This window comes from Agromyces terreus, from assembly GCF_009749465.1.
In the GTDB taxonomy this organism is placed as follows: domain Bacteria; phylum Actinomycetota; class Actinomycetes; order Actinomycetales; family Microbacteriaceae; genus Agromyces; species Agromyces terreus.
On record NZ_WBIS01000009.1, the window covers coordinates 1 to 21,991 of the forward strand.

Genomic DNA, 21,991 nt, shown 5'->3' on the forward strand with positions numbered 1-21,991 from the left:
CGAGCACGGCCGCGCGACGCCGGAGCGCGCGGCGACCGGGCGTACGGCGCGGACCGGCTGCCGGACGTCGGGGGCGCACCGGCGGCATCAGGCGCCCGCGTCGGCCGCGCAGACCCCGGCGCCGCGCTGGCCGTCGAGCGTGGCCGCGTCGAGGCTCACGTCGGCGGTGACCGTCGCGGGTCGCACGACGAAGCACGTGGAGTCGTCGGCGACGCCCGCCGCAGCGGGGATCCACGCCTCGGTGCCGCGCACGAGCTGGGTGAGGTCGGTGACCGCGCCGTCGGCGTCGACCGCGTAGAGCGTGTAGTCGGCGTCGGGCCCGCCCCAGTCGAGGTGCAGATTGCCGCCCTCGACGGATGCCGTGAGCCCGTCGACGCGCACCGAGTCGTCGGTCACGATCGAGACGATCCACCAGGCCGCCGCCGCACCGAGTGCGAGCACGGTCAGGATCATCGAGACGAGGAACGCCGGGTGGCGCCACCAGCTGCGCTCGCGTTCGGGCGTCTCGGCGAGCTCGGGCAGCACGGTCGAGCCGGAGCCGAGCGCGCGGGCGCCGGCGTGATCGCCGAGCGCGGGCTGGCCGGGCGCGTGTCCGAGCACCGAGTGGCCGGATGGCGGCATGAGCCGATCGGACATCGCCGCTCCTCCTCATCGCCGCGGTCGGCGGCGCCGACCGCGTACCATGCTATATCGGCGCCCGAACGCGGGCGGCCGCATGGGGAGGAGCACGGTGAGCCGCGTCGCACGCAAGAGGTCGCTCCTCGCCGTCGTGCCGGTCGTCGCGCTGTTCCTCGTCCTCGGCACCGCGGCATCGGCCGGAGCCGCCTCCGGCGACGCGCCCGCCGACGAGGAGGCGGCCGCGGCCGAGTCCACGAACGCCGCCGAGATCGAGATCCCGTACCGCGAGACCGCCGAGATCCAGCCGCCGCTGCCGTGGCGCATCTCCGACTGCGCCGGCCCGAGGTCGACGAGCGCGCTCGTCGTCGAGTGCGACTCCGAGCACATCACGCTGTCGGCCCCCGACTACGACCCCGAGGCGGGCACGACCGTGCTGCCCGTCGCGCTCACCGACGGCTCCGTGTCGATGACGGTCGCATACCGCGTGAGCCTCGCGGCCCCGCCGGCACCCGAGCCCTCGCCGTCCGCGAGCGTGCGGCCCGTGGCATCCGGCAGCCTGCTGCTCGTGCCGTTCTCCGACCTCGGGGCGACCTGCACCCGCTGCGGGGGCGGCGCCGGGCTCGTCGCCGTCGGGGTCGAGCCCGCCGAGGCCGGCACGGCGTGGGCGACGGCGACGCACCTCGTGTTCCGCGCCTCCGCGTCGTTCACGGGCGCGGCCGAGGTCGGCTTCGGCATCGCCGACGAGTTCGGCACCACGGGGCAGGGGGTCGTGCGCGTGGGCGTCTACCGCGCAGACTCGCCGCTCGTCGCGCTCGACGTCGCCGTGCCGCTCGACGGCTCGGGCGACGCCGAGATCGATCTCGCGGCGCTCGTGACCGCGATCGCCGGCGACGACGTCGTCTTCGTCTCGTGCGGCGCGGCGATCCACGGTGCCGCGGCCTGCGACGCCGACGGCGCCGCACGCTACACGGGCACGGGCGAGGCCGACCAGTTCGGTTTCCAGGTCGCCGCCTCCGGCGAGCAGGCGCACGGATCCGTCACGCTCGTGCCGGCCGGCACCGAACTGCCCGAGGGCACCGCGTTCCCCTCGTCGGGCCCCGTGCCCGCGGCGCCGACCGACGCCGACGACGAACCCGTGACGACCCTGTTCATCCCGCCCGTCCCCGCCGAGCAGCCCGCCGTCGGCGGACCGTTCGACGCGTTCATCGCCGTCCTCGATCGCACCGCACGATGACGATCCCCTCCGAAAGGCAGCACCCATGAGCCTCCGACTCACGCTCGACCAGCGCGCCGGCGACGCCGCCGGATCATGGATGCTCGACGTCGACGAGGGCACCACCGTCGGCGAGGTCGCCGAGTCGCTCGGCGTGCCCGAGGCCATGCTCGACGGCGAGCCCGCGCCGACGACGCCCCTCGCCGACAGCGCCGTGCTCTCGGGCGGCCAGGTGCCGCAGACCGCCCACGCCGACACGCCGGCCGGCGGCCTCAGGCTCGAACTCGTCGGCGGCCCGTTCTCGGGCGACTCGCTGCCGATCGTCCGGGGCGCCGCGGTCACGATCGGCCACGGGGCATCCGTCTCGCTCTCGATCGCCGACCCCGCCCTGCTCGCCCACCACGTGACGATCACGGTCTCGCCGGGCGGCGCCGGCAGCGACGGGCGCCCGGTGCCGCTCACCGCCTCGGTCGCCCCCGAGCGCGGCGCCCAGGTGTGGGTCAACGGCGTCGTGATCACCGAGCCGACCGACGTCGTGCCGGCAGACCTCGTGCAGGCGGGCTCGAGCGTGCTGCGGCTCGGCATCGCGCCCGTCGGCGACGCCGACCTCACGCGCGACGCGCTCGGCGCGAGGGGGTTCAACCGCCCGAGCCGCATCCGGCCGGCCGCCGAGCAGCCCGTCGTCGCCCTTCCGGGCGACAAGCCCGAAGACCCCGACCAGTCGCCCATGCCGTGGCTCTCGGCGATCATCCCGGTCGTGCTCGGCGTGACCATGGCCGTCGTGTTCGGCCGTCCCATCATGCTGCTCATGGCCGCCGCGAGCCCCATCATGGTCATCGGCTCGTTCCTGACCAACCGCAAGCTCGCCAAGAACAAGGGCGTGAAGACCGAGCAGCAGTGGATCGACGACGTGCGCGCGACCGAGGCACGCATCGGCGAGCTGGCCAAGCGCCAGCGCATCGAGTCCTGGTACCGCCTGCCAGACCCCGTCGTGCTCTTCGACATCGCGACCCGCCCGCTCTCGCGGCTCTGGGAGCGGCGTCGCACCGACGCCGACTCGCTCGCCGTGCGACTGGGCGTGACCGAGGTCGCCCTCGACGTGCGCTTCGAGGGCGGCGGAAAAGACCGCACGAGCGAGCGCCGCGTCGGCGTCGCGCCCGTGCCGATCGCGGCCGACCTGCGCTCCGGCCCGCTCGGCATCGCCGGCCCCGTCGACGCCGCCCGCAGCCTCGCGCGCGTCATCGTCGCCGGCTGGGCGACGTTGCGCTCGCCGCGCGACGCCGAGCTCGTCGTGCTCTGCCCCGACGACGCCGAAGCCGACTGGAGCTGGGTGCAGTGGCTTCCGCACGCGCAGCCCGCCGCCGCCGCCGCGTCGGTCGGCAACTCCGACGATTCCCGGCGCGAGCGCCTCCGCGAGCTCTCCGAGCTGCTCGACCTCCGAATGCGCACCGCCGGCCAGCGCGGCGCCGAGCCGCCGAGCAGCGTGCTCGTCATCGTCGACGGTGCCCGTCGCCTGCGCATGCTGCCGGGCATGGTGCAGCTGCTCGAGCACGGCGCGGCGCACGGCATCCACCTCGTCGCGCTCGACACCGAACGCGAGCGCCTTCCCGAAGAGGCGAAGAGCGTCGTCGCGATCGACCCCTCCGACCCCGCCGTCGCGCGCGTCGAGACCGGCACCGACTACCACCCCGTCGTGCTGCTCGACGGCCTCTCGGTGCCCCGCGCCGAGCTCATGGCCCGCAGCCTCTGCTCGCTGCGGCACGTCAGCGGCGTCGGCGACGATGCCATGCTGCCGTCGGCCGTGCGCTTCGCCGACCTGCTCGCGATCGACCTCGACGACCCCGAGCCGCTCGTGCGCCGGTGGCAGACGCAGCCGCGCAACACCTTCGTCGTCGTCGGCGCGACCGGCGAGGGGGAGTTCGCGGTCGACATCTCGCGCGACGGCCCGCACGCGCTCGTGGCCGGCACCACCGGTTCGGGCAAGTCCGAGTTCCTCCAGGCCCTCGTGGTCAGCCTCGCGCTCGCCAACCGCCCCGACGCCCTGAACTTCGTGCTCGTCGACTACAAGGGCGGTTCGGCGTTCGCCGACTGCGAGCGGCTGCCCCACACGGTCGGCATGGTCACGAACCTCGACGCCCGCGAGACCGAGCGCGCCCTCGCCTCGCTCGACGCCGAGCTCAAGCGCCGCGAGAAGGTGCTGCGCGACATGGGGGCGAAAGACGTCGACTCCGCGTGGGCGCGCGACGCCGACACGGCGGCCCGTCGAGGGCTCGCACGCCTCATGATCGTCATCGACGAGTTCGCCGAGCTGCGCACGGAGCTGCCCGAGTTCATCGACGGTCTCGTGCGCATCGCGCGCGTCGGCCGTTCGCTCGGCGTCAACCTCGTGCTCGCGACGCAGCGTCCGGCCGGCGTGGTCACCCCCGAGATGCAGTCGAACATCAATCTCCGCGTCGCGCTGCGCGTGACCGACCGCACCGACTCCTCCGACATCCTCGGTTCCGGCGAGGCGGCGCTCATCAGCCCGACGACGCCCGGTCGCGGCTTCGTGCGCACCGGCCCCTCGTCGGCGCCCGTGGCCTTCCAGACGGCGCGTGTGGCCGGCATCCGCCCCGGCGTGCAGCGCAGCGTGAAGGTGTTGCCGCGCAAGGCCCGCCTGCAGTGGGATCTGCTCGGGTTCCCGGCCAGGTATCCCAAGGCGGCCTCCTCGCAGGCCCAGGTCACCGATCACGACGACACCGACCTGCGTGCGCTCGTGAACCTCATCACCGCGGCGACGCAGCAGCTCGGCATCCCGAAGAACCCGTCGCCGTGGCTCGTGCCGCTGCCGGCCGTGCTCCCGCTCGAGAAGTTCCAGGACCAGCCGGTTCCCGAGGGCGCGATCGTGCTCGGCCTCGAAGACGTGCCCGGGGAGCAGTCGCAGCGCAGCCTCACCTGGAACATCGAGACCGACTCGCACGTGCTCTTCATCGGCGGCTCGCTCTCGGGCCGGACGACGGCGCTGCGCACCATGCTCGCGCAGCTCGTGCAGGAGCACACCCCGGCCGACCTGCACCTCTACGTCATCGACTTCGGCAACGGCGCGCTCCTGCCGCTCGTCGACGCCCCGCACACGGGCGCCGTCGTCACGCAGCTCGACGCCGACCGCCTGCCCCGCCTCGTGCAGCGCCTGCTCGAAGAGCTCGCGCGTCGCCAGTCGGTGCTGTCCTCCGCCGGCGTCGGGCACATCTCGGAGCAGCGGGCGCAGTCCGACGCGGCCACGAGGCTCCCGTACGCCGTGGTCGTCGTCGACGGCTGGGAGCGCATGCTCTCGACCATGAACGCCGACCAGCTCGTGACGTTCCGCGACCAGTTCATGCGCGTGCTGCGCGAGGGCCCGGCCGTCGGCGTGCGCGTGCTCATCACGGGCGACCGCGGCATCTCGGGCGACAAGATCTCCTCGTTCATCGACGCGCAGTACGTGTTGCCGCTCCGCGACCTGTCCGACTACCGCACGGCCGGCATCCTCGCGAAGGACGTGCCGATGGACCTCCCGCCCGGCCGCGTGCTGTTCGGGGCCGGCGGCGCCGAGGCGCAGCTCGCGGTGCTCGTGCGCGACACGAGCGGCGAGGCGCAGACCACGGCGCTCCGGCGCATCGTCGAGCAGGTGCACGACCACTTCGACCAGTACCCGCAGCTCGCGGGCCTCCCGCAGCCGGTGCGGGTCGACCCGCTGCCCGGCCACTTCGCGCTCACCGCCGCCTACGACCTGCCGCTCGGCGACTCCGGTCCCGCCGACGGCCCCGTCGTCGCGGTCGGCGGCGACGTGCTGTCGCGGTTCACGATCGACTGGCCGGCCGAGGGCGGCTTCGTCGTCGCCGGGCCGCGCAAGTCGGGTCGGTCGTCGGCTCTCGCGGCCATCGTGCACCAGCTCGCGTGGCGCAAGACACCGCTCCTGGTGGTGTCGCCGAGGGAGTCGGTGCTCACCGAGGTCGCGACGGGCCACGGCATCCCGGTCATCGCGGCCGGCGACACCGACCCCGGCACGATCCAGCAGATGCTCGACGCGGCCGGCGAGTTCGTCACGGTCATCGTCGACGACGCCGAGCAGTACAAGAACGCGCCGATCGAGCACGCCCTGACCGGCGCCAAGCACCGGGCGGCGTTCATCGTCTCGGCAGATTCCGAATCGCTCTCCACGCTCTTCGGCGGCCCGGTCGTCGAGGCGAAGCGCGCCCGCCGCGCGCTCGTGCTGCGTCCCGAGTCGGCGGTCATGGGCACGCAGACGATCGGCTCCCCGATCCCGAAGTTCATGCTCGGCCGGGGAACGCCCGGGTCCGCGGTCTTCACGACCCCGGCCGGATGGCTCCCGGTGCGCGTTCCCGACATCCGCCAGTGACGCGTCGGCGACGCACGTAGACTGACCCGGGCGAAACGCCCAACCGAGGAAGGGACCGACTCCGTGGCTTCTGCCCGCTGCGTCTACTGCGACGCGACGCTGCAGCCGAACAGCATGTACTGCGTCGAGTGCGGCCAGCTCATCCCGCAGCAGGCCGCCCGCCCGCCGGTGCCCACGCAGTTCGCGGCGCCCCAGCGCACCGCCCCGGCGGCGGCGCCTGCGCCCGTTCCCGGCGCGACCGCCGGCGCCGTCACCCCCGTGCCGCTGCCGCGCAGCCTGCCATGGCAGCAGGGCGGTTCGAGGGCGGATGCCGCGGCGCAGGCGACTCCCGCCGCGGCCGCGCCGCCCAAGGTCGAGCGCATCGAGCTCGCCTTCTCGACGGGTCAGCGCATCGTCGTCTCCGGCAGCGCCGTCATCGGGCGGAAGCCTGCTGACACCGCCCTGGCCATGGGGGTTCGCGCCGTCGAGGTGCAGGACGACACGCGTTCCGTGTCGCGGGTGCACCTCTTCCTCGACCTGGCCGACGGCCGCATCCACGTCGGCGATGCCGGGTCGGCGAACGGCGCGCGCCTCGAGCGCGGCGGTCGCATCCAGCAGCTCGAGTCCGCCGGCACGCGGGTCGAGGCATCCGTCGGCGACACGGTCTGGCTCGGCGACCTGTCGTTCGAGATCCGCCCGGCCTGATCAGAGCGCGGTCGGCCACTCGGGGTCGAGCAGCGGTCCCTTCCACTTCAGGAAGCCGAACGTGGACTCGTGCATCGAGAACGGGATGCCGCGCGCCTGCGCCTCGCTGAAGAGGGCGCGCACGACGGCCTGGCTGGTCTCCTCCGAGAGCACGGAGTCGAGCAGGAGCGGCAGGAGCCCGTGGCGCATGCCGTCGGGCCAACGGCCGTAGAGGCTGATGCGCCGCGCCGCGCCCCGATCGGGGATGCCCGCGCGGAGCGACTCGCCGTCGCGCACGGCGATCTCGCACAGGATCGTGCCGTTGCCGGCCTTCAGCGCGAGCGACCCGAACCAGCCGAACACCGGCACCGCGCGCAGCCTGGCGGTGCGGGCGCGGTCGTTCAGCACGCCGACGAACACGACCTCTGACCACGGGATGGCCGGCGAGTTCGCGAGCACGACCCCGCGGTCGTCGATGCGGCAGGCCACCGCGCCGGACCCCGTGAGCAGCCGGAGGATCCGCCCGCGCAGCACGCTCGTCACGACCAGCGAGATGCTGAGCACGCCGAGCACGGCGACGAGCACGACCGTGAACCACGAGCCGAACCCGGTGGCGAGCATGACGGCGACGCCCACCGCGGATGCCGCGAGGAGGAGCGAGCCCGTGACGATGAATCCGGCGTTCCAGCGACGGGCCGAGCCCGCCTTCACGGGGTCGACGAGCGCCTCGAAGTGCGACGGCGCGGGCGGCAGGGCGGACGTCATCAGCCGAAGAGGTTCGGGTCGACGGATCCCGCGCCGCTCGGGCGCCGCGAGAAGTCCTCGGGGGAGAGGCGCTTCAGGTCGACGAACGCGCGATCCCGCATGGTGATGAGCGGCCACGCCGCGGCATCCGCGCCCTTGCCCATCTGGACGGTGACGAAGGCGAGACGGTCGGCGTCGGCCCGGTAGACGGCGACGCGGATGCCGCCCTTCTTGTGGTTCGGGACGGGGAGGTAGCGAGCAGGGTCGCCGGTCGCGAAGTTCGCGTGCACGACGTCGGCGACGTCGGAGCCGCCCGAGACGAGGAAGTGCCGCGCGGTCAGCCGGGTTCCGGTCTCGACCCGGTGCCACCGATGCGAGCCGGCGACCGCGACCCAGGCGAAGGCGACCGCGAAGAACGCCGCGATCACCACGAGCGCCGGGGCGACGATGCTGCGCAGGCCCGAGCGGCGACCGGTCATCTCGCTCGCGTCGTCGCGGATCGACTCGAAGTTCGCGAGCACGAGCACGAGCCCGATCAGGGCGAGCAGCGCCAGGATCGCGAAGACGACGGTGGGGGCCGTGGCCCGCGAGTAGCGGAACAACTGCGGGCGGGCGGCGAGGGTGGCGTCGTCGGGGCGCACGGACGGCCTTTCGGTCGGAGATCGGATGCCTCGACTGTACCCACTCGTTGCACGGGGAGTCCTCCCCATGCCATTCTCGCGGGCCAGCGGGTAACGTGTTCGACGCACGGGAAATCGGGGTCACCCCGCCCGTGCTCACACGAGGCATCCACTCAACGGAGGAACATCATGGCGGAGATCCGCGTCACGTCCGACTCGCTCGCCGGCGTCGCCGGGCAGCTCTCGAGCGGTTCGCAGTCCATCGAGTCGCAGCTGTCGAACCTGAAGTCGCTCGTCGAAGGACTCATCTCCGGCGACTGGTCGGGCACGGCGTCGCAGAGCTTCAACGAGCTCTACTCGCAGTGGGACCAGGCCGGCCTGCAGCTCAAGGAGTCCCTTCAGGGCATCAGCGACCTGCTCAACCAGGCGGCACTGTCCTACGAGGACAGCGAGAACGCCATCGCCGGCACGTTCAACGGCTGACATTCGGTGACGTGAGCGCCGGGGTCCAACGCCCCCGGCGCTCATCCGGTGGGAAGGGGTACCCGTGGTCTCATTCAGAGTCCGCGCGACTGCGCTGAGCGAGGTGGCGGCGTTGCTCGGCACTGTGCTGGCGACGTTCGACACCAACCTGTCGACGGTCGATTCGCAGGTCAAGCGCACGGTCGACGTCACCTGGAAGGGCGACGACGCCGACAGCTTCTCCGAGGGCTGGGCGACGTTCATGACCACCGCGGGGTTCGTGCGCCAGTCGCTCGCGGCCCTCCAGACGGGGCTCATCGCCGCCGACGGGTCGTACACGCAGAACGAATCCGGCGTGCAGCGCTCGTTCAACGGCCGCGCCCCCTCGGTCGCGGCGATGCGGTCGAACTCCGGCAAGCTCGGCGCGGTCGTCGACCGCGGCGAGGAACGCGCCGAAGACATGGCCGAGTTCTTCGGTCGCGACTACGACGGCGACGGCGAGAAGGAGCTCTACGGCGGCGGCATGCTCGGCGCCCGCAAGAGCACCGGCCAGGCGACCGGCGGCGGGTCGGGCGACAGCGACGGCGACGGCGATGACGACTCGATCGGCGAGGGCGTGTTCCGCCTCGGCGAAGACGGCGAGCCGGTCGTCGTCGAGGGCGCCGCACCCGTGCACATCGCCGAGGTGCCCGACATCGACGCACCATCCGACGGGAGCAAGCATGGCTGAGCAGCAGGCCGATACGGCCGACCTCAAGGCGCTGGCCGACATGCTCGGCGAGCTCGTCACCTACTGCACCGCGCTCAAGCAGGGCGCGAGCGGTTTCGCGTACATGCTGCCCGCCGAGTGGCAGGGCCCCGCGATGAGCAACTTCCTCAGCATGTTCGAGAAGTGGCAGCTCGGGGCCGAGGCCATGGCCCAGGCCGCCGAGGGCCTGCAAGACCAGGTCGATGGCGCCCACAAGGCCTACACCGAGACGATCGAGTCGCTCGACGACTCCTGGCACAAGCTCGCCTCCGGCCTCAGCGGCTGATCTTTCGCTCACCCGACCCGGCCCGACGAGGTACGCCCGTCGGGCCGGGTCGCTGTTTTGACCTCAGGAGTTCGGGAGTTTCATGTCGCACCTTCAGTTGGATGCTGCGCGGCTCGCCGCGGATGGCACTGCGCTGTTCTCGATCGCGCAGTCGGTGTCGCAGGCGGTGCGTGCGTGCGAGTCCGCCCTCGGCGGTACCGGCGGCATGGCCGGCGACGACGAGTCGGCCGAGGTCTTCGCGCACGGTCAAGACGGCGAGCCCGGCTACGACCAGTACGCGGTCGATGTGATGAAGTCGGCGTTGGGCTTGGCGAACGCGTTGCGCATCGTCGATGCCGCGCTGGGCAACACGGGTCGTGCGTACGACGGCGCGCAGCTGGTCGGCGCGTTCAAGCCGGCCTCGTCCTCGCGCATTCCCGAAGAGAGCCCGACCGTGGTGCCGCCGTCGGCGTCGGTGCCGACGTCGCTGGGCAAGGGCCCCGAGGGGCCGTTGGGCGAGTTCGGCCACTTCCTGAAAGACGCGCTCGCGACGCTCGGCGTGGTGCTGCCGTCGGCCGATCGCGGCAAGCTCTCGAGTGCCGAGTCGGCGTGGAGCGAGCTGTCGGGCGCGATGACGCGTGCGCAGTCGCGGGTCGACAGTGCCTTCACGAATTCGTCCTCGATGACGTTCCCGCAGAAGTCGAGCATGCTCTCGTGCCAGCGCTCGCTGGGTTCCTCGTTCGGCAAGGTCGCCGACTCGGCGGATTCGATGTCGGGGTTCGCGCGCGGCATGATCGACGCGGTCGACCAGGCGTGGGAGGAGATCGGCTGGTTCATCGCCCAGATGGCGATCGAGATCGGCATCGAGATCGGCATCGGCGCGCTGCTCGGCATGGTCACCTTCGGTGCGGGTGCGGCCGCGATGGCGGCGAAGATCATGACCACGGTCGTGCGGTGGGCGATCAAGATCTCCCTGTTGTGCAAGAAGCTGCGCACGCTCATCATGATGGCGCTGCGAGCGGCTCGTCTGGCGATCCGCGGCGGCATCCGCGTCGCGAAGGAGTCGATCTCCGCGGGGCTCGCGAGCGGCATCACGACCGTGTCGTTCAACACGGTGCGCGGTGCCCTCGACCCGAACTACCAGCCGCAGAACGTCCTGACCGCGGCGCTGTCGGCCGCGGTCGGCGGCGCGGCGGGTGCCGGAGTGTCGGGCGCCGGCGGCCGGTTGACCGGCGGTGTGAGTTCGGGCGCGATGCGCCGGGTCACGCATATCGCGGTCGAGACCGGCGGCGGCGCGGTCGATGGGCTCGCATCGGGTCTCGCGGAGTCGGGTCTGTCCGGTCAGCCGTTCCAGCCCTTGTCGTCGATGGCGGCCGGTGCGCTGCTCGGCGGCGCCTTGGCCGGGCGCCCCGGCGGCGGGCACGCACCCTCCTCGCCGTCCTCGCCCGGGGGCACGGGCGGTCCCGGCGGTTCCGGGCCCGACATCGACACGAGCGGCATCCCGTCGGGCACCGGCACGAACGCGAACGCGGGCACGCCCGGTGGCGGCGCGTCGGTCGACGTTCCTTCCGACGCACCCACGCCCGGCGCGGGCGGCGGCGGTTCGAGCACGTCGGGTGGCGGCGGCGCCGTCGACGTGTCGAACGACGCGCCCACGCCCGGCGCGGGTGATGCGGGTTCGGGTGTCGGTGATGGTGGTGGTTCGGTCGACATTCCGGGTGCGGTCGATACGAGTGGTGTGGATCTGAGCAACGCGGGTTCCGCGGACGCCCCGACCGTCGACACGCCGCCCGTCGACGGGCCCACGGGCGCGGATGCGCCCGCGGCCGATGCGTCCACGAGTACGGATGCGCCTGCCGCCGATGCGTCTTCGGGCGTCGACGCTTCCGTGGCCGGCGATGCGCCCGCAGCGGCTGCGCCGGCTCATGCCGACGGACCCGCGACGGATGCCCCGACGCATGCCGATGGGGAGCCTGCCGACGGCGATGCGCCCCCTGGGCACACCGACGCGCCTGTTTCGGATGCGTCGAGCCACGCCGATGGAGCGGTCGCCGATTCCCCGATCCATGCCGACGGCGATGCGCCCGCGGCGCACGCCGGTGCGCCCGCTTCGGATGCGTCGAGCCCCGCTGCTGGCACCGCGTCGAGCCCGCTTGACGCGTCGAGCCCGGCTGGCGCGGCGACGCAGGGTGACGCCCCGACGCAGGGCGACGCGCCCGTCGACTCCGACGGTTCTGCGACCGACCCGAAGCCCGCAGTCGCGACAGCGTCCCCCGCCCACGCGGCCGCCTCGTCGGCCTCGGCACCGACCGACGCGGATATCGCCAGGACCGCCGACGCGGTGGCAGCCGATGCCGCCGATGGGCCGTCGACAGACGGATCGTCTGCCGATGAGGGCGGCTCGGGCGCGGCGTCCGCTCATGACGGCCTCGGCGAGTTCGAACATGAAGACCTCGCCGGTGCCGGGGGTGCTGCCGCCGCGGGAGCCGCGGCACTCGCCTTGAAGCCGTCCTTCCTCCCGTCGCATACGCCGGGTGGTGCGAGCCCCGCGATGCCGGGAGCGGCCGGCACGCCGGGTACGGCCGTGCCGCCGGCATCGACGCCTGGCGCCGGCGGCAGCGGAACCGGTGCGCACACGCCGTCCCATACGAACCTGAACGCGCCGGGGGCGGGAGCGCCGTCGACCACGCCGAAGGTGCCCGACCTGAGCGCGCTAGACGCCGAGTACCGCGAGCCGAACGGTGACATCCCCGCCGACAAGCTCGACGAGTGGGCGGCGAAGGTCTCCAAGGCCTATCCCACCCTGACGTCGGCCGATGTCCTCGGTATCTGGGACTACACGACGAACTCCTACGCCGAGATGAACGGCTACTTGCGCGGACTGAGCACGCCGAGCGATGTCCCCGGGCTCGAGACACGGCTCAACGCGACGACCGCCGCGATCGCGAAGCTACCCCCGGTCCCGGGCATCACGTATCGTGGCATGGAGATCCGTCCGGGGCTGCTCGACCAGTTCGTGCAGAGCAAGCAGTGGTCGGATCCGGCCTTCCTCAGCTCATCGACCTCATCGTCCGTCGCCGACGGCTTTGGCGCAGGCGGCGGTATCAAGGTGACCATCACAGGGCGGTCGGGCGTCGATGTCGGCCCGTTCTCGCGGTACCGCAGCGAAGATGAGATCCTGTTCCAGCGAGGCGTCAGCTTCGACGTGGTTCGAAAGGAAGAGGTCTCGCCCGGCATATGGGAAATCGACTTGGCCGAGCGGAAATGACCGTTCGAGGAGTGCCGTCCGATCCGAGGGCCTACGGCGAGGCTGTGTTCGATCGGCTTGCCGACCAGCTCCAGGCCCGGCAGGGCCGCTGGTCGAATGTCGAGAAGTGGCTCGGCATGGACGCCACCGGTGAACGCCCCCGCGACGTCATCGCCGAACGCGTGGCGCGTGTCGTAGAGACGCTCGTTCGCCTCGCGGAGGTCTCGCAGGTCGATGTCGAGGTGCATGACACGTCGGTCGCCGTGCTGATCGATGGCGATCAGGTCATCCTGATGAGGTTCGGGTTGCGCGACGCAGAGCTGATCGAGTTCCGCGGCGGCATCGAATGGCATTCGACGAATTCGCCCTATCGCTTTGCCTCGTCTGCAGCCCTGTATCGGTTCGGCAGTCTCCGATGGGCGACCCGATTCACCGCCGCCGATGAAGCGAGCGCCCGGCTTCCGCTTCGCAGGTCCTCGAATGCACTCGCATTCCACGTGGTTCCCGCCGATGCCGAGTCGTGGGGGCTCGGGCCACGAACGTCGGATCCGGGAGTCGCATACGAACTGGCGGCGGCGTGCCTGCTCGCCCCGGATGAGCTGCTGCGTCGCATCGACGGACTCGAGGCCGAAGACGGGCGGCTCGGGCTGGGTCGACGCGATGTCGTCGATCGGGTCGAGGGCGCGCTGCTGGGTGGGGCGATCGGCGATGCCCTCGGGTACCCGATCGAGTTCTCGAAGGGGTCCGAGCTCGGCGAGATCATCGTGACGTACGGTGGGTTCCCGGTCGGCGACGGCTCGATCAGCGACGACACGCAGCTCACGTTGTTCACCGTCGAAGAACTCTCGAGCCTGACGCATGACGACGTGCGTGCCGTCCGTCGGGCTTCGCATTCGGCGAACGTGCGGTGGTACGGCACCCAGGTCCGGCAGGCTCCGGATGCTGCCGCGACGGGACTCGCCACTGAGTCGTGGTTGTACGCCAGGCGTGCGCCCGGCATGACGATGATGGGTTCGATCGGCGAGGTCGCCCATCAGTCCGACGCAGCCCTGGTCATGGATGCGGTCAACGAAAGCAAAGGGTGCGGTACGGTGATGCGGGCGGCGCCATACGGCCTCGTCCCGGGATGGACGCCCCGATTCGCCTTCGACGCTGCGGCCTCGGCCGCAGCGCTGACCCATGGTCATCCGACCGCTGCGGAGGCGGCAGGTGCGACGGCCATGATCGTCCGGCTGCTCGTCGACGGCCTCTCACCGGTCGATGCGGTGCAGCACACGGTCGGATTCCTCGCTCTCGCCGGCGGTGCGGGCGAGACCATCGCGGCGTTGCGGTCTGCATGCGAACTCGTTCTCGCAGGCGCGCCGACCCGGACTCGGGTCGAATCGCTCGGCGACGGGTGGACGGCCGAGGAGGCCCTCGCGATCGCGGTGTACGCGGCGCTCGCCTTCCCCGGACCCGAACACATCGGCGATGCGCTCGCACTCGCCGTGTCCCATGACGGCGACAGCGACTCCACGGGTGCGATCTGCGGCAACCTGCTCGGTGCGGCGCACGGCCGCGGTGCCCTTCCTCCCGGGCTCGTGGATCAGGTCGAGGGACGCGACACGATCTTGCGTCTCGCACGACGACTCGCCGCATCCGGGCGAGGCGGAGAAACGACGAATATCGAGGCTGAAGGAAGACGCCCATGAGCGACCAGGAGAAGTTCGAAGCGTTCGTGAGCGCGGTCGGGAAACTTCCGCCGACGTCGGGGGTGACCTTCCACGGTGGCAACGAAACGGTGGACCCCGGCACGCTCGTCGGCGTTCTCGCGACCTCGAGATCGATCCTTGTGGCCACCGAGAATCTCCGCTCCACGACCCTGATCGTCGTTCTTGGACGAACCGGACGTGAGCTGTCGGCGCTGTCCGGCCACCCCGACGAACGGGAAGTGGTCTTTCTGCCTGGAACGACGTTCGGCCGGGTCATCGAGGGTGAAGCACCAGGGGGGCTTCGGATCGTGATCCTCGAGGAACTCGGCGAGCATATCGAGCCGGGCGGGCACGGCACGCCGCGCGATCTGCTCGAAAGCGTCGTCGCGCATGTCGCGCGGGAACGGACTCTCCCCCCAGTGGTCGTCCATAGCCCGGGCAAGTTCGTGGGGCCGCTGCCGCTGCTCGGGTCGGCGGCCGCTTCGGGGGGCGCACCCACCTCGGACGGTCCCGTCGCGCCGATCGGCGACGTCTGAGGGTCGACACGCTCGACAGCGCTGCAACCGGCTGCGCCAGCGCGTCACCGAATTTCGTGGCGATGAGCATGGCCGCCGTCCTCCGTGTACCGTTCCCCGGATGAAGGAGGCGCGGCATCCGCTCGTGTCTGCGTGAGTGGTGACCGGGAGCCTGACGAACCGGTGCGGCGCGGCGCATGGAGAGTCCTCCCCATGGCAGAGACCTCCTTCGTATGGTTCGCTGGGAACCGTCGATACCCACCACCACTCAGGAGTTCGGGAGTTTCATGTCGCACCTTCAGTTGGATGCTGCGCGGCTCGCCGCGGATGGCACTGCGCTGTTCTCGATCGCGCAGTCGGTGTCGCAGGCGGTGCGTGCGTGCGAGTCCGCCCTCGGCGGTACCGGCGGCATGGCCGGCGACGACGAGTCGGCCGAGGTCTTCGCGCACGGTCAAGACGGCGAGCCCGGCTACGACCAGTACGCGGTCGATGTGATGAAGTCGGCGTTGGGCTTGGCGAACGCGTTGCGCATCGTCGATGCCGCGCTGGGCAACACGGGTCGTGCGTACGACGGCGCGCAGCTGGTCGGCGCGTTCAAGCCGGCCTCGTCCTCGCGCATTCCCGAAGAGAGCCCGACCGTGGTGCCGCCGTCGGCGTCGGTGCCGACGTCGCTGGGCAAGGGCCCCGAGGGGCCGTTGGGCGAGTTCGGCCACTTCCTGAAAGACGCGCTCGCGACGCTCGGCGTGGTGCTGCCGTCGGCCGATCGCGGCAAGCTCTCGAGTGCCGAGTCGGCGTGGAGCGAGCTGTCGGGCGCGATGACGCGTGCGCAGTCGCGGGTCGACAGTGCCTTCACGAATTCGTCCTCGATGACGTTCCCGCAGAAGTCGAGCATGCTCTCGTGCCAGCGCTCGCTGGGTTCCTCGTTCGGCAAGGTCGCCGACTCGGCGGATTCGATGTCGGGGTTCGCGCGCGGCATGATCGACGCGGTCGACCAGGCGTGGGAGGAGATCGGCTGGTTCATCGCCCAGATGGCGATCGAGATCGGCATCGAGATCGGCATCGGCGCGCTGCTCGGCATGGTCACCTTCGGTGCGGGTGCGGCCGCGATGGCGGCGAAGATCATGACCACGGTCGTGCGGTGGGCGATCAAGATCTCCCTGTTGTGCAAGAAGCTGCGCACGCTCATCATGATGGCGCTGCGAGCGGCTCGTCTGGCGATCCGCGGCGGCATCCGCGTCGCGAAGGAGTCGATCTCCGCGGGGCTCGCGAGCGGCATCACGACCGTGTCGTTCAACACGGTGCGCGGTGCCCTCGACCCGAACTACCAGCCGCAGAACGTCCTGACCGCGGCGCTGTCGGCCGCGGTCGGCGGCGCGGCGGGTGCCGGAGTGTCGGGCGCCGGCGGCCGGTTGACCGGCGGTGTGAGTTCGGGCGCGATGCGCCGGGTCACGCATATCGCGGTCGAGACCGGCGGCGGCGCGGTCGATGGGCTCGCATCGGGTCTCGCGGAGTCGGGTCTGTCCGGTCAGCCGTTCCAGCCCTTGTCGTCGATGGCGGCCGGTGCGCTGCTCGGCGGCGCCTTGGCCGGGCGCCCCGGCGGCGGGCACGCACCCTCCTCGCCGTCCTCGCCCGGGGGCACGGGCGGTCCCGGCGGTTCCGGGCCCGACATCGACACGAGCGGCATCCCGTCGGGCACCGGCACGAACGCGAACGCGGGCACGCCCGGTGGCGGCGCGTCCGTCGACGTTCCTTCCGACGCACCCACGCCCGGCGCGGGCGGCGGCGGTTCGAGCACCTCGGGCGGCGGCGGCGCCGTCGACGTGTCGAACGACGCCCCGACGCCCGGTTCGGGCGGTGCCGACGGCGCCGGTGCGAGCGGTGACGGCGGCGGTTCGGTCGATCTGCCCGGCGCGGTCGACTCGAGCGGCGTCGACCTGAGCGACGGCGCGACACCTGCCGACGCCCCGAGCGTGGACGCCCCGGCTCACCCCGATGGTCCCGGCACGGATGCTCCGACCCACGCTGATGCTCCCGCGACGGATGCTCCGGCCCATGCTGATGCTCCGACGACGGATGCTCCGGCGCACGCTGATGGTCCGGGGTCGGATGCTCCGGCTCATGCTGATGCTCCGACGACGGATGCTTCGGCGCACGCTGATGGTCCGGGGTCGGATGCTCCGGCGCATGCTGATGCTCCCGCGACGGATGCTCCGGCTCATGCTGATGCTCCCGCGACGGATGCTCCGGCTCATGCTGATGCTCCCGCGACGGATGCTCCGGCTCATGCTGATGCTCCCGGCACGGATGCTCCGGCGCACACCGACGCCCCGACGGCGTCCGACGCGCCCGCATCGGACGCGCCCGCACAGGCCGACGTCCCGCCGGCCGACGGCCCGACGCCCGCCGACGCCCCGGCGCCCGCCGACGCGACGGCCGGCGATGCTCCGGCGCACGCCGACGCATCCTCGGCCGACGTGGTCGCGCAGGTCGACGCCCTGGCCGACATCGACGTGCCGACCGCCGCCGACATCGCGGCATCCGCCGATGCCGTGACCTCCGATGTCGCCACGGACTCCGGGGCCGCCGACGCGTCCGACCAGCCGTCCGGCGCGGCCGTGACCGCGCCCTCCACCGCCGACATCGCGGCCACGGCGGACTCGATGACGGGCGCCGACGGAGTCGACGCCGCCGACGCCGCCGACGCCGCTGACGCCGCCGACGGCTCGGCCGCCGACGGCTCGGCCGCCGACGAGAACGGCACGGCTGAGGCATCCGATGGCGAAGGCTCCGACGGCGAGGCATCCGACGATGTGGACGCCATCGCTCCTGAAGACGCGGTCGCGGCGGGCGGTGCGGCCGCAGCCGGCGCCGCGGCCCTCGCGTTCAAGCCCTCGCTTCTCTCGCCCGGCACGGCGGGCGGCCTGAACGGCACCGCGGCAGGCAATCCGCCTTCCCAGCCGAAGCCGCACGCCTCGAGCGAGCGCAGCCTCGCCGATGCCGATCCGGCCCGCGGAGAGATCAACCCCAAGTACGACCCGTCCGACCCCGAGAACGGGTACGCGACGAACTGCGGCAACACGAGCGCCAATTACCACGACTACCTCAACGGCAAGCCGGCCGTCGAGGCCGGCACCGGCACGCTCGGCATCGCCGAGATGGAGGCGCGCACGGGCTTCCCGCAGACGACGGCGACGCCGGCGCAGATCGACGCGACCCTGCGTGCGCTCGGCCCCGGATCGCACTGCGTCGTCGGCATCGACCGCACCGCCATGATCGACGGCCAGCCGACCCCGGTCGCCGGCCACTGGATGACCGCGTTCTACGACGGCGACACCGTGTGGGCGATCGACGCGCAGAACGACACGCGTACCCCCTGGCCGCCGCACGAGCCGCTCGCGACCCACTGGGATGCCTCGATCCACCCCGAGAACGTCGTCAACCCCGACGGCACCAACGTGTACGAGGTCGAGCCGTCCTCCGCAACCGACGGAGCGAGCACGGATGCGGCCTCGCCGGCCGCCGTCGCCGACACGACGCACGCCGCTCCCGAGGCGACGAACGCGACCGGTACGGATGCCGCGACCGACGCGGGAACCGGCTCCACCGATGGCGACGCATCGTCCACCGACGCCGAGGACCGCAGCGGCCGAAAGCCCTGGAAGAGCAAGGCCACCGTCCTGCCGAACCACCCGTCCGACGGCTCGGCCGGCCCGGGCACCACGTACAACGGCTACGACATCCCCGAGCTCACGCCCGAGATCCGGGCAGAACTCGACGATCTGGCCGCGAAGCCCGGCTCGCCGATCGTCAAGAACCCCGACGGCTCGTACTCCCTCAAAGACCCGATCGCCGTCGCCGAGTTCAACCGCTCCGACCCGAATCTCGCCGACAACCCGAACCACGACTGGGACGAGTTCCAGCGCCAGGTCGGGCTGCAGCAGCAGGGACTCAACCAGCTGACGATCGCCGAGTGGCAGCACAACGTCGACTTCTACGACAACTACAACCGCGTCGCGTCGAGTGCGCAGAGCACGGCGATCAAGGCCTACAAGGCCGCAGGCGTTCCGCTTGACAATCCCGCGGCCCTGCATGGTCCCGACCAGGTGGCCGGTGGCCGGCCGAACAGGTTCGACGGCGCAGGCGACCTCGGCATCAACAGCTCGCTCGGAGCACAGTGGGGTCAGCGCATCGACCCGCTCGGCCTCGGCGTCGACGCCGTCGGGGCGCGCATCCCCGACAACCTCCACGCGCACATCAAGCTGAACGTGGAACTCGGCGCGCGGAACCTCGAGACGAACGCAGTGGCGTCGCAGTCGACGCTGACCTCGGCGCAACCGATCACCTCCGGACCCGCGGCCGGGACGACAGCTGCCGCGGCGGCTGCCGGCGCGTCCCCAGCCGGGCAGGCTCCTACCGGAACGTCCTCCTCCGGAGCGGCGCCGTCCGGGGTCTCCTCCTCGGGCACTGCGAGCACCGCCTCGCCCGGTGCAGCCGCGAGCACGACAGCGGCTCCGGCACGCATCGGTTCGTCGAGTGATGCGGTTCCTGCTCGGTCGGGGTCCGCGTCGAACGAGGCGGCGGCAGGCCCCCGGGGCGCGGGTACGTCAGCCTGGGCCGGTTCGGCCGGTTCGGCCGGTTCGGCCGGTTCGGCCGGTTCGTCCGGTTCGGCCGGTTCGGCCGGCGGCGACGCGTCGGCTCCGAATACGGCGGACGCATCGCATGACGCGCCTTCTGCTGATCGAGGCGCGCAGGACGCCGAGGGAGGCGCCACCACGGAGGCGGTCGACGGTGTCGCGGAGAGCCGCTTCGACGAGTCGAGCGAGTCCAACTCCGAGCCGGTGTTCGGCGCCGACGACACGGTCGAGCCGACCCAGGGCGATGGCGGGCAGGACATCGCAGTACCGGCTGAGTCGACGGTTCCGTCGACGATGTATCACCAGGGGTTGGACGCGAACTTCGATCGCCTGACGTCCCCCGAAGCCGCGGCAGACGCGGCGCGCTGGGCCAATGAGACCGGCTACTGGGGCGATCGAGGACGGTTCGGCAACAACTGCCACTACGTCGTGAACGCATTCGAGCTCCGCATGCGCGGGTACGACGTGATCGCGAGCCCGACCGTCCAGAGCGCCGCGCACAACCCGAACACCAACGCCTGGGATGACATGTTCGAAGGACGGATGCCGTCCCAGATCGCCGCGGACTGGATCCAGTCGGATGGCACCAGGCGGGAGTTCACGTCCCTGAGCCAATTCGGTACCGGGTCGGCGGCAGACGCCCTCGATGCCCTCACCGCATCCTGGCCCGTCGGCGGCCGCGGGTTCATCGGCGGTATGTGGAAGAGCGGTGGTGGGGGGCACGTCTTCACCATCGTCAAGGAAGCCGACGGCGTTCGCCTCCTCGATGCCCAGGTCAACAAGGCCGACGCCGGCGGGTACCTGGACGAACTGCAGTTCGACCCCGCCTCCGCAGCGTGGAAGGACATCTCAGTACTGCGCGTCGACGACCTCGTGCCGACGGCCGAGGTCGTGAAGACCTCCAAGCGATGGAACGCGTCGGAGTACCAGTTGATCGTGGACTGGCGCAACAACCCGGATGCGCCGCCGCAGGAGATGATCCAGCGGGAGATCGCGGCGAACGAACGTTGGCAGGCTCGGAACGGCGAACTGATCGCCGAGCGGGACCGGATCCTCGCCGACCCCCACGCCAGTGCAGCCGACAAGCGCCGTGCGGCCGGCGAGCGGCAGTCGTTCATCGTCCAGAGCGACCGGCTGGCGCGAGGGCTCGATCGATTCAAGGCGAAGTACGCGCCGCAGACGCCGCAGACGGGTCCTGCCGGGGTTGGTCAGGGAACCGCGAGTGCGTGAGACTGGAGAAATGGTGAGTCCCTCTGAAGCCAGGCAACTGCTCGTCGCGTACTTCGCCGAGCATCCGCCTGCGATCTCCGGCGAGTTGTACATCGACCCCGAGTGGCACGAAGACGCCGATGACTACCTCCCGACCTGGGGCTCGCGAGAGTTCTTCGTCGACGGCGACACGTCGTACGGTCGTTGGGACAACTCGGCGATCTTCATCGACAAGCGCACCGGCGAGGTGCGTTCCGATCTGCACACACCGAACTTCGACAAGATCCGGGCCATGACGCCGGTCGCCGTTCCGGAGTGAGGCTGCTCCGTCCCAAGGCGCCCCCGACCGCGTCGGGGGCGGCCACTCGGGCGTCGGGTCGCCACGGTGCCTGAAGAGCGGTCCGTTCACAGATTGGGCTGAGGATCCTTCCGCGGTGAACGCGTGGGCGTGCTGAATGTCGAGTCACTGCAATAGGCTCGTCCAGGACATGGACGGGCGGGCGGCGTGCCGCCCGCAGGATCGAGGAGGCGGCGTGTCGTTGTTGCCGGCAGAGGTCGAGGCATTCGTCGAAGCGGCATCCGGCCTGAGTGCCGAGGCGTTCGACCGCATCCGGTGGGCCGCGGCAGCCGCCACTGCGGCCGGTTCGCTCGATCCGTCCGCTGCGCCGACCCTGTCGGCCTCGGAGTTCAGCGCCCTCGACAAGCGCGTCCGCGATCTCATCTCTTCCCGAGGGGAGGAACTGGCGGTGAAGCCCGGCGGCCTGCGGTCGGCGATCGCGACGACCAAGCTCGCCGCGCAGTCCGTCTGGCGGCGCGAGCGGATCCCGGCCGACCAGTACGAGGCCTTCGTCGGACTGTTCCGCGCCGAGGGCATCGACGTCTGACGGGGTGCTCGGTGACGCAGAGATGGGCACGGCTCCCCATTGGCGCCCGCCGGGAGATGGGTAGACTCGCCGAGGTGGTCCGGCCACCGTCCGTACGGGT

15 protein-coding genes are annotated in these 21,991 nt (G+C 71.7%); 12 read left to right on the forward strand and 3 right to left on the reverse strand.

Annotated features, from left to right (window positions below; all coding sequences use genetic code 11):
- Nucleotides 1–87: 87 nt before the first annotated feature.
- Nucleotides 88–636 carry a hypothetical protein gene (locus GQQ92_RS13985; protein ID WP_156999924.1) on the reverse strand — a complete coding sequence of 183 codons (549 nt, stop codon included), beginning with the start codon at nt 634–636 and terminating at the stop codon, nt 88–90.
- Between the two features lie 94 nt (nt 637–730).
- Here GQQ92_RS13985 and GQQ92_RS13990 point away from each other — a divergent pair, with 94 nt between their 5' ends.
- From GQQ92_RS13990 to GQQ92_RS14000, 3 genes are all read left to right on the forward strand, one after another.
- On the forward strand, nt 731–1,852 hold the full coding sequence (locus GQQ92_RS13990) for a hypothetical protein (RefSeq protein ID WP_156999925.1): 1,122 nt from the start codon (nt 731–733) through the stop codon (nt 1,850–1,852).
- 25 nt (nt 1,853–1,877) lie between these two features.
- Complete coding sequence (locus tag GQQ92_RS13995; protein WP_156999926.1) at nt 1,878–6,209, forward strand: FtsK/SpoIIIE domain-containing protein; 4,332 nt, start codon at nt 1,878–1,880, stop codon at nt 6,207–6,209.
- Between the two features lie 63 nt (nt 6,210–6,272).
- Nucleotides 6,273–6,893, forward strand: a complete 621-nt coding sequence (locus tag GQQ92_RS14000; protein ID WP_156999927.1) for an FHA domain-containing protein — start codon at nt 6,273–6,275, stop codon at nt 6,891–6,893.
- Here GQQ92_RS14000 and GQQ92_RS14005 read toward each other — a convergent pair whose 3' ends face one another.
- Both GQQ92_RS14005 and GQQ92_RS14010 read right to left on the reverse strand, forming a co-directional pair.
- Nucleotides 6,894–7,637: a hypothetical protein gene (locus tag GQQ92_RS14005; RefSeq protein ID WP_156999928.1), complete on the reverse strand. Its 744-nt coding sequence runs from the start codon at nt 7,635–7,637 to the stop codon at nt 6,894–6,896.
- A complete protein-coding gene (locus GQQ92_RS14010; protein WP_197738271.1) occupies nt 7,637–8,257 on the reverse strand; it encodes a hypothetical protein in 621 nt (206 codons plus the stop codon). Before GQQ92_RS14010 ends, GQQ92_RS14005 begins: the two co-directional genes overlap by 1 nt.
- A 168-nt stretch (nt 8,258–8,425) precedes the next feature.
- Between GQQ92_RS14010 and GQQ92_RS16640 the strand changes: the two genes are divergently transcribed.
- The 9 genes from GQQ92_RS16640 (at nt 8,426) to GQQ92_RS14050 (ending at nt 21,891) form a co-directional block, all read left to right on the forward strand.
- The gene (locus GQQ92_RS16640; protein WP_056010942.1) at nt 8,426–8,719 is read left to right on the forward strand and encodes a WXG100 family type VII secretion target; all 294 of its coding nucleotides are present in this window, start codon (nt 8,426–8,428) and stop codon (nt 8,717–8,719) included.
- 64 nt (nt 8,720–8,783) lie between these two features.
- Entirely contained in the window at nt 8,784–9,428 is a 645-nt protein-coding gene (locus GQQ92_RS16645; RefSeq protein WP_197738272.1) for a WXG100 family type VII secretion target, read from the forward strand.
- Nucleotides 9,421–9,732: a WXG100 family type VII secretion target gene (locus GQQ92_RS14020; RefSeq protein WP_197738273.1), complete on the forward strand. Its 312-nt coding sequence runs from the start codon at nt 9,421–9,423 to the stop codon at nt 9,730–9,732. Before GQQ92_RS16645 ends, GQQ92_RS14020 begins: the two co-directional genes overlap by 8 nt.
- A gap of 82 nt (nt 9,733–9,814) precedes the next feature.
- Nucleotides 9,815–12,979: an ADP-ribosyltransferase gene (locus GQQ92_RS14025; protein ID WP_156999932.1), complete on the forward strand. Its 3,165-nt coding sequence runs from the start codon at nt 9,815–9,817 to the stop codon at nt 12,977–12,979.
- 44 nt (nt 12,980–13,023) lie between these two features.
- Nucleotides 13,024–14,649, forward strand: a complete 1,626-nt coding sequence (locus GQQ92_RS14030; RefSeq protein ID WP_197738274.1) for an ADP-ribosylglycohydrolase family protein — start codon at nt 13,024–13,026, stop codon at nt 14,647–14,649.
- The gene (locus tag GQQ92_RS14035) at nt 14,646–15,185 is read left to right on the forward strand and encodes a hypothetical protein (RefSeq protein WP_156999933.1); all 540 of its coding nucleotides are present in this window, start codon (nt 14,646–14,648) and stop codon (nt 15,183–15,185) included. The genes GQQ92_RS14030 and GQQ92_RS14035 overlap by 4 nt, the downstream gene beginning before the upstream one ends.
- A 266-nt stretch (nt 15,186–15,451) precedes the next feature.
- The gene (locus tag GQQ92_RS14040; RefSeq protein ID WP_156999934.1) at nt 15,452–21,028 is read left to right on the forward strand and encodes a polymorphic toxin type 15 domain-containing protein; all 5,577 of its coding nucleotides are present in this window, start codon (nt 15,452–15,454) and stop codon (nt 21,026–21,028) included.
- Nucleotides 21,029–21,038: 10 nt separating this feature from the next.
- Nucleotides 21,039–21,326, forward strand: coding sequence for a hypothetical protein (locus GQQ92_RS14045; protein ID WP_156999935.1), 288 nt, complete (start codon nt 21,039–21,041; stop codon nt 21,324–21,326).
- A 214-nt stretch (nt 21,327–21,540) separates the two neighbouring features.
- Entirely contained in the window at nt 21,541–21,891 is a 351-nt protein-coding gene (locus GQQ92_RS14050; RefSeq protein WP_156999936.1) for a hypothetical protein, read from the forward strand.
- Nucleotides 21,892–21,991: the final 100 nt, after the last annotated feature.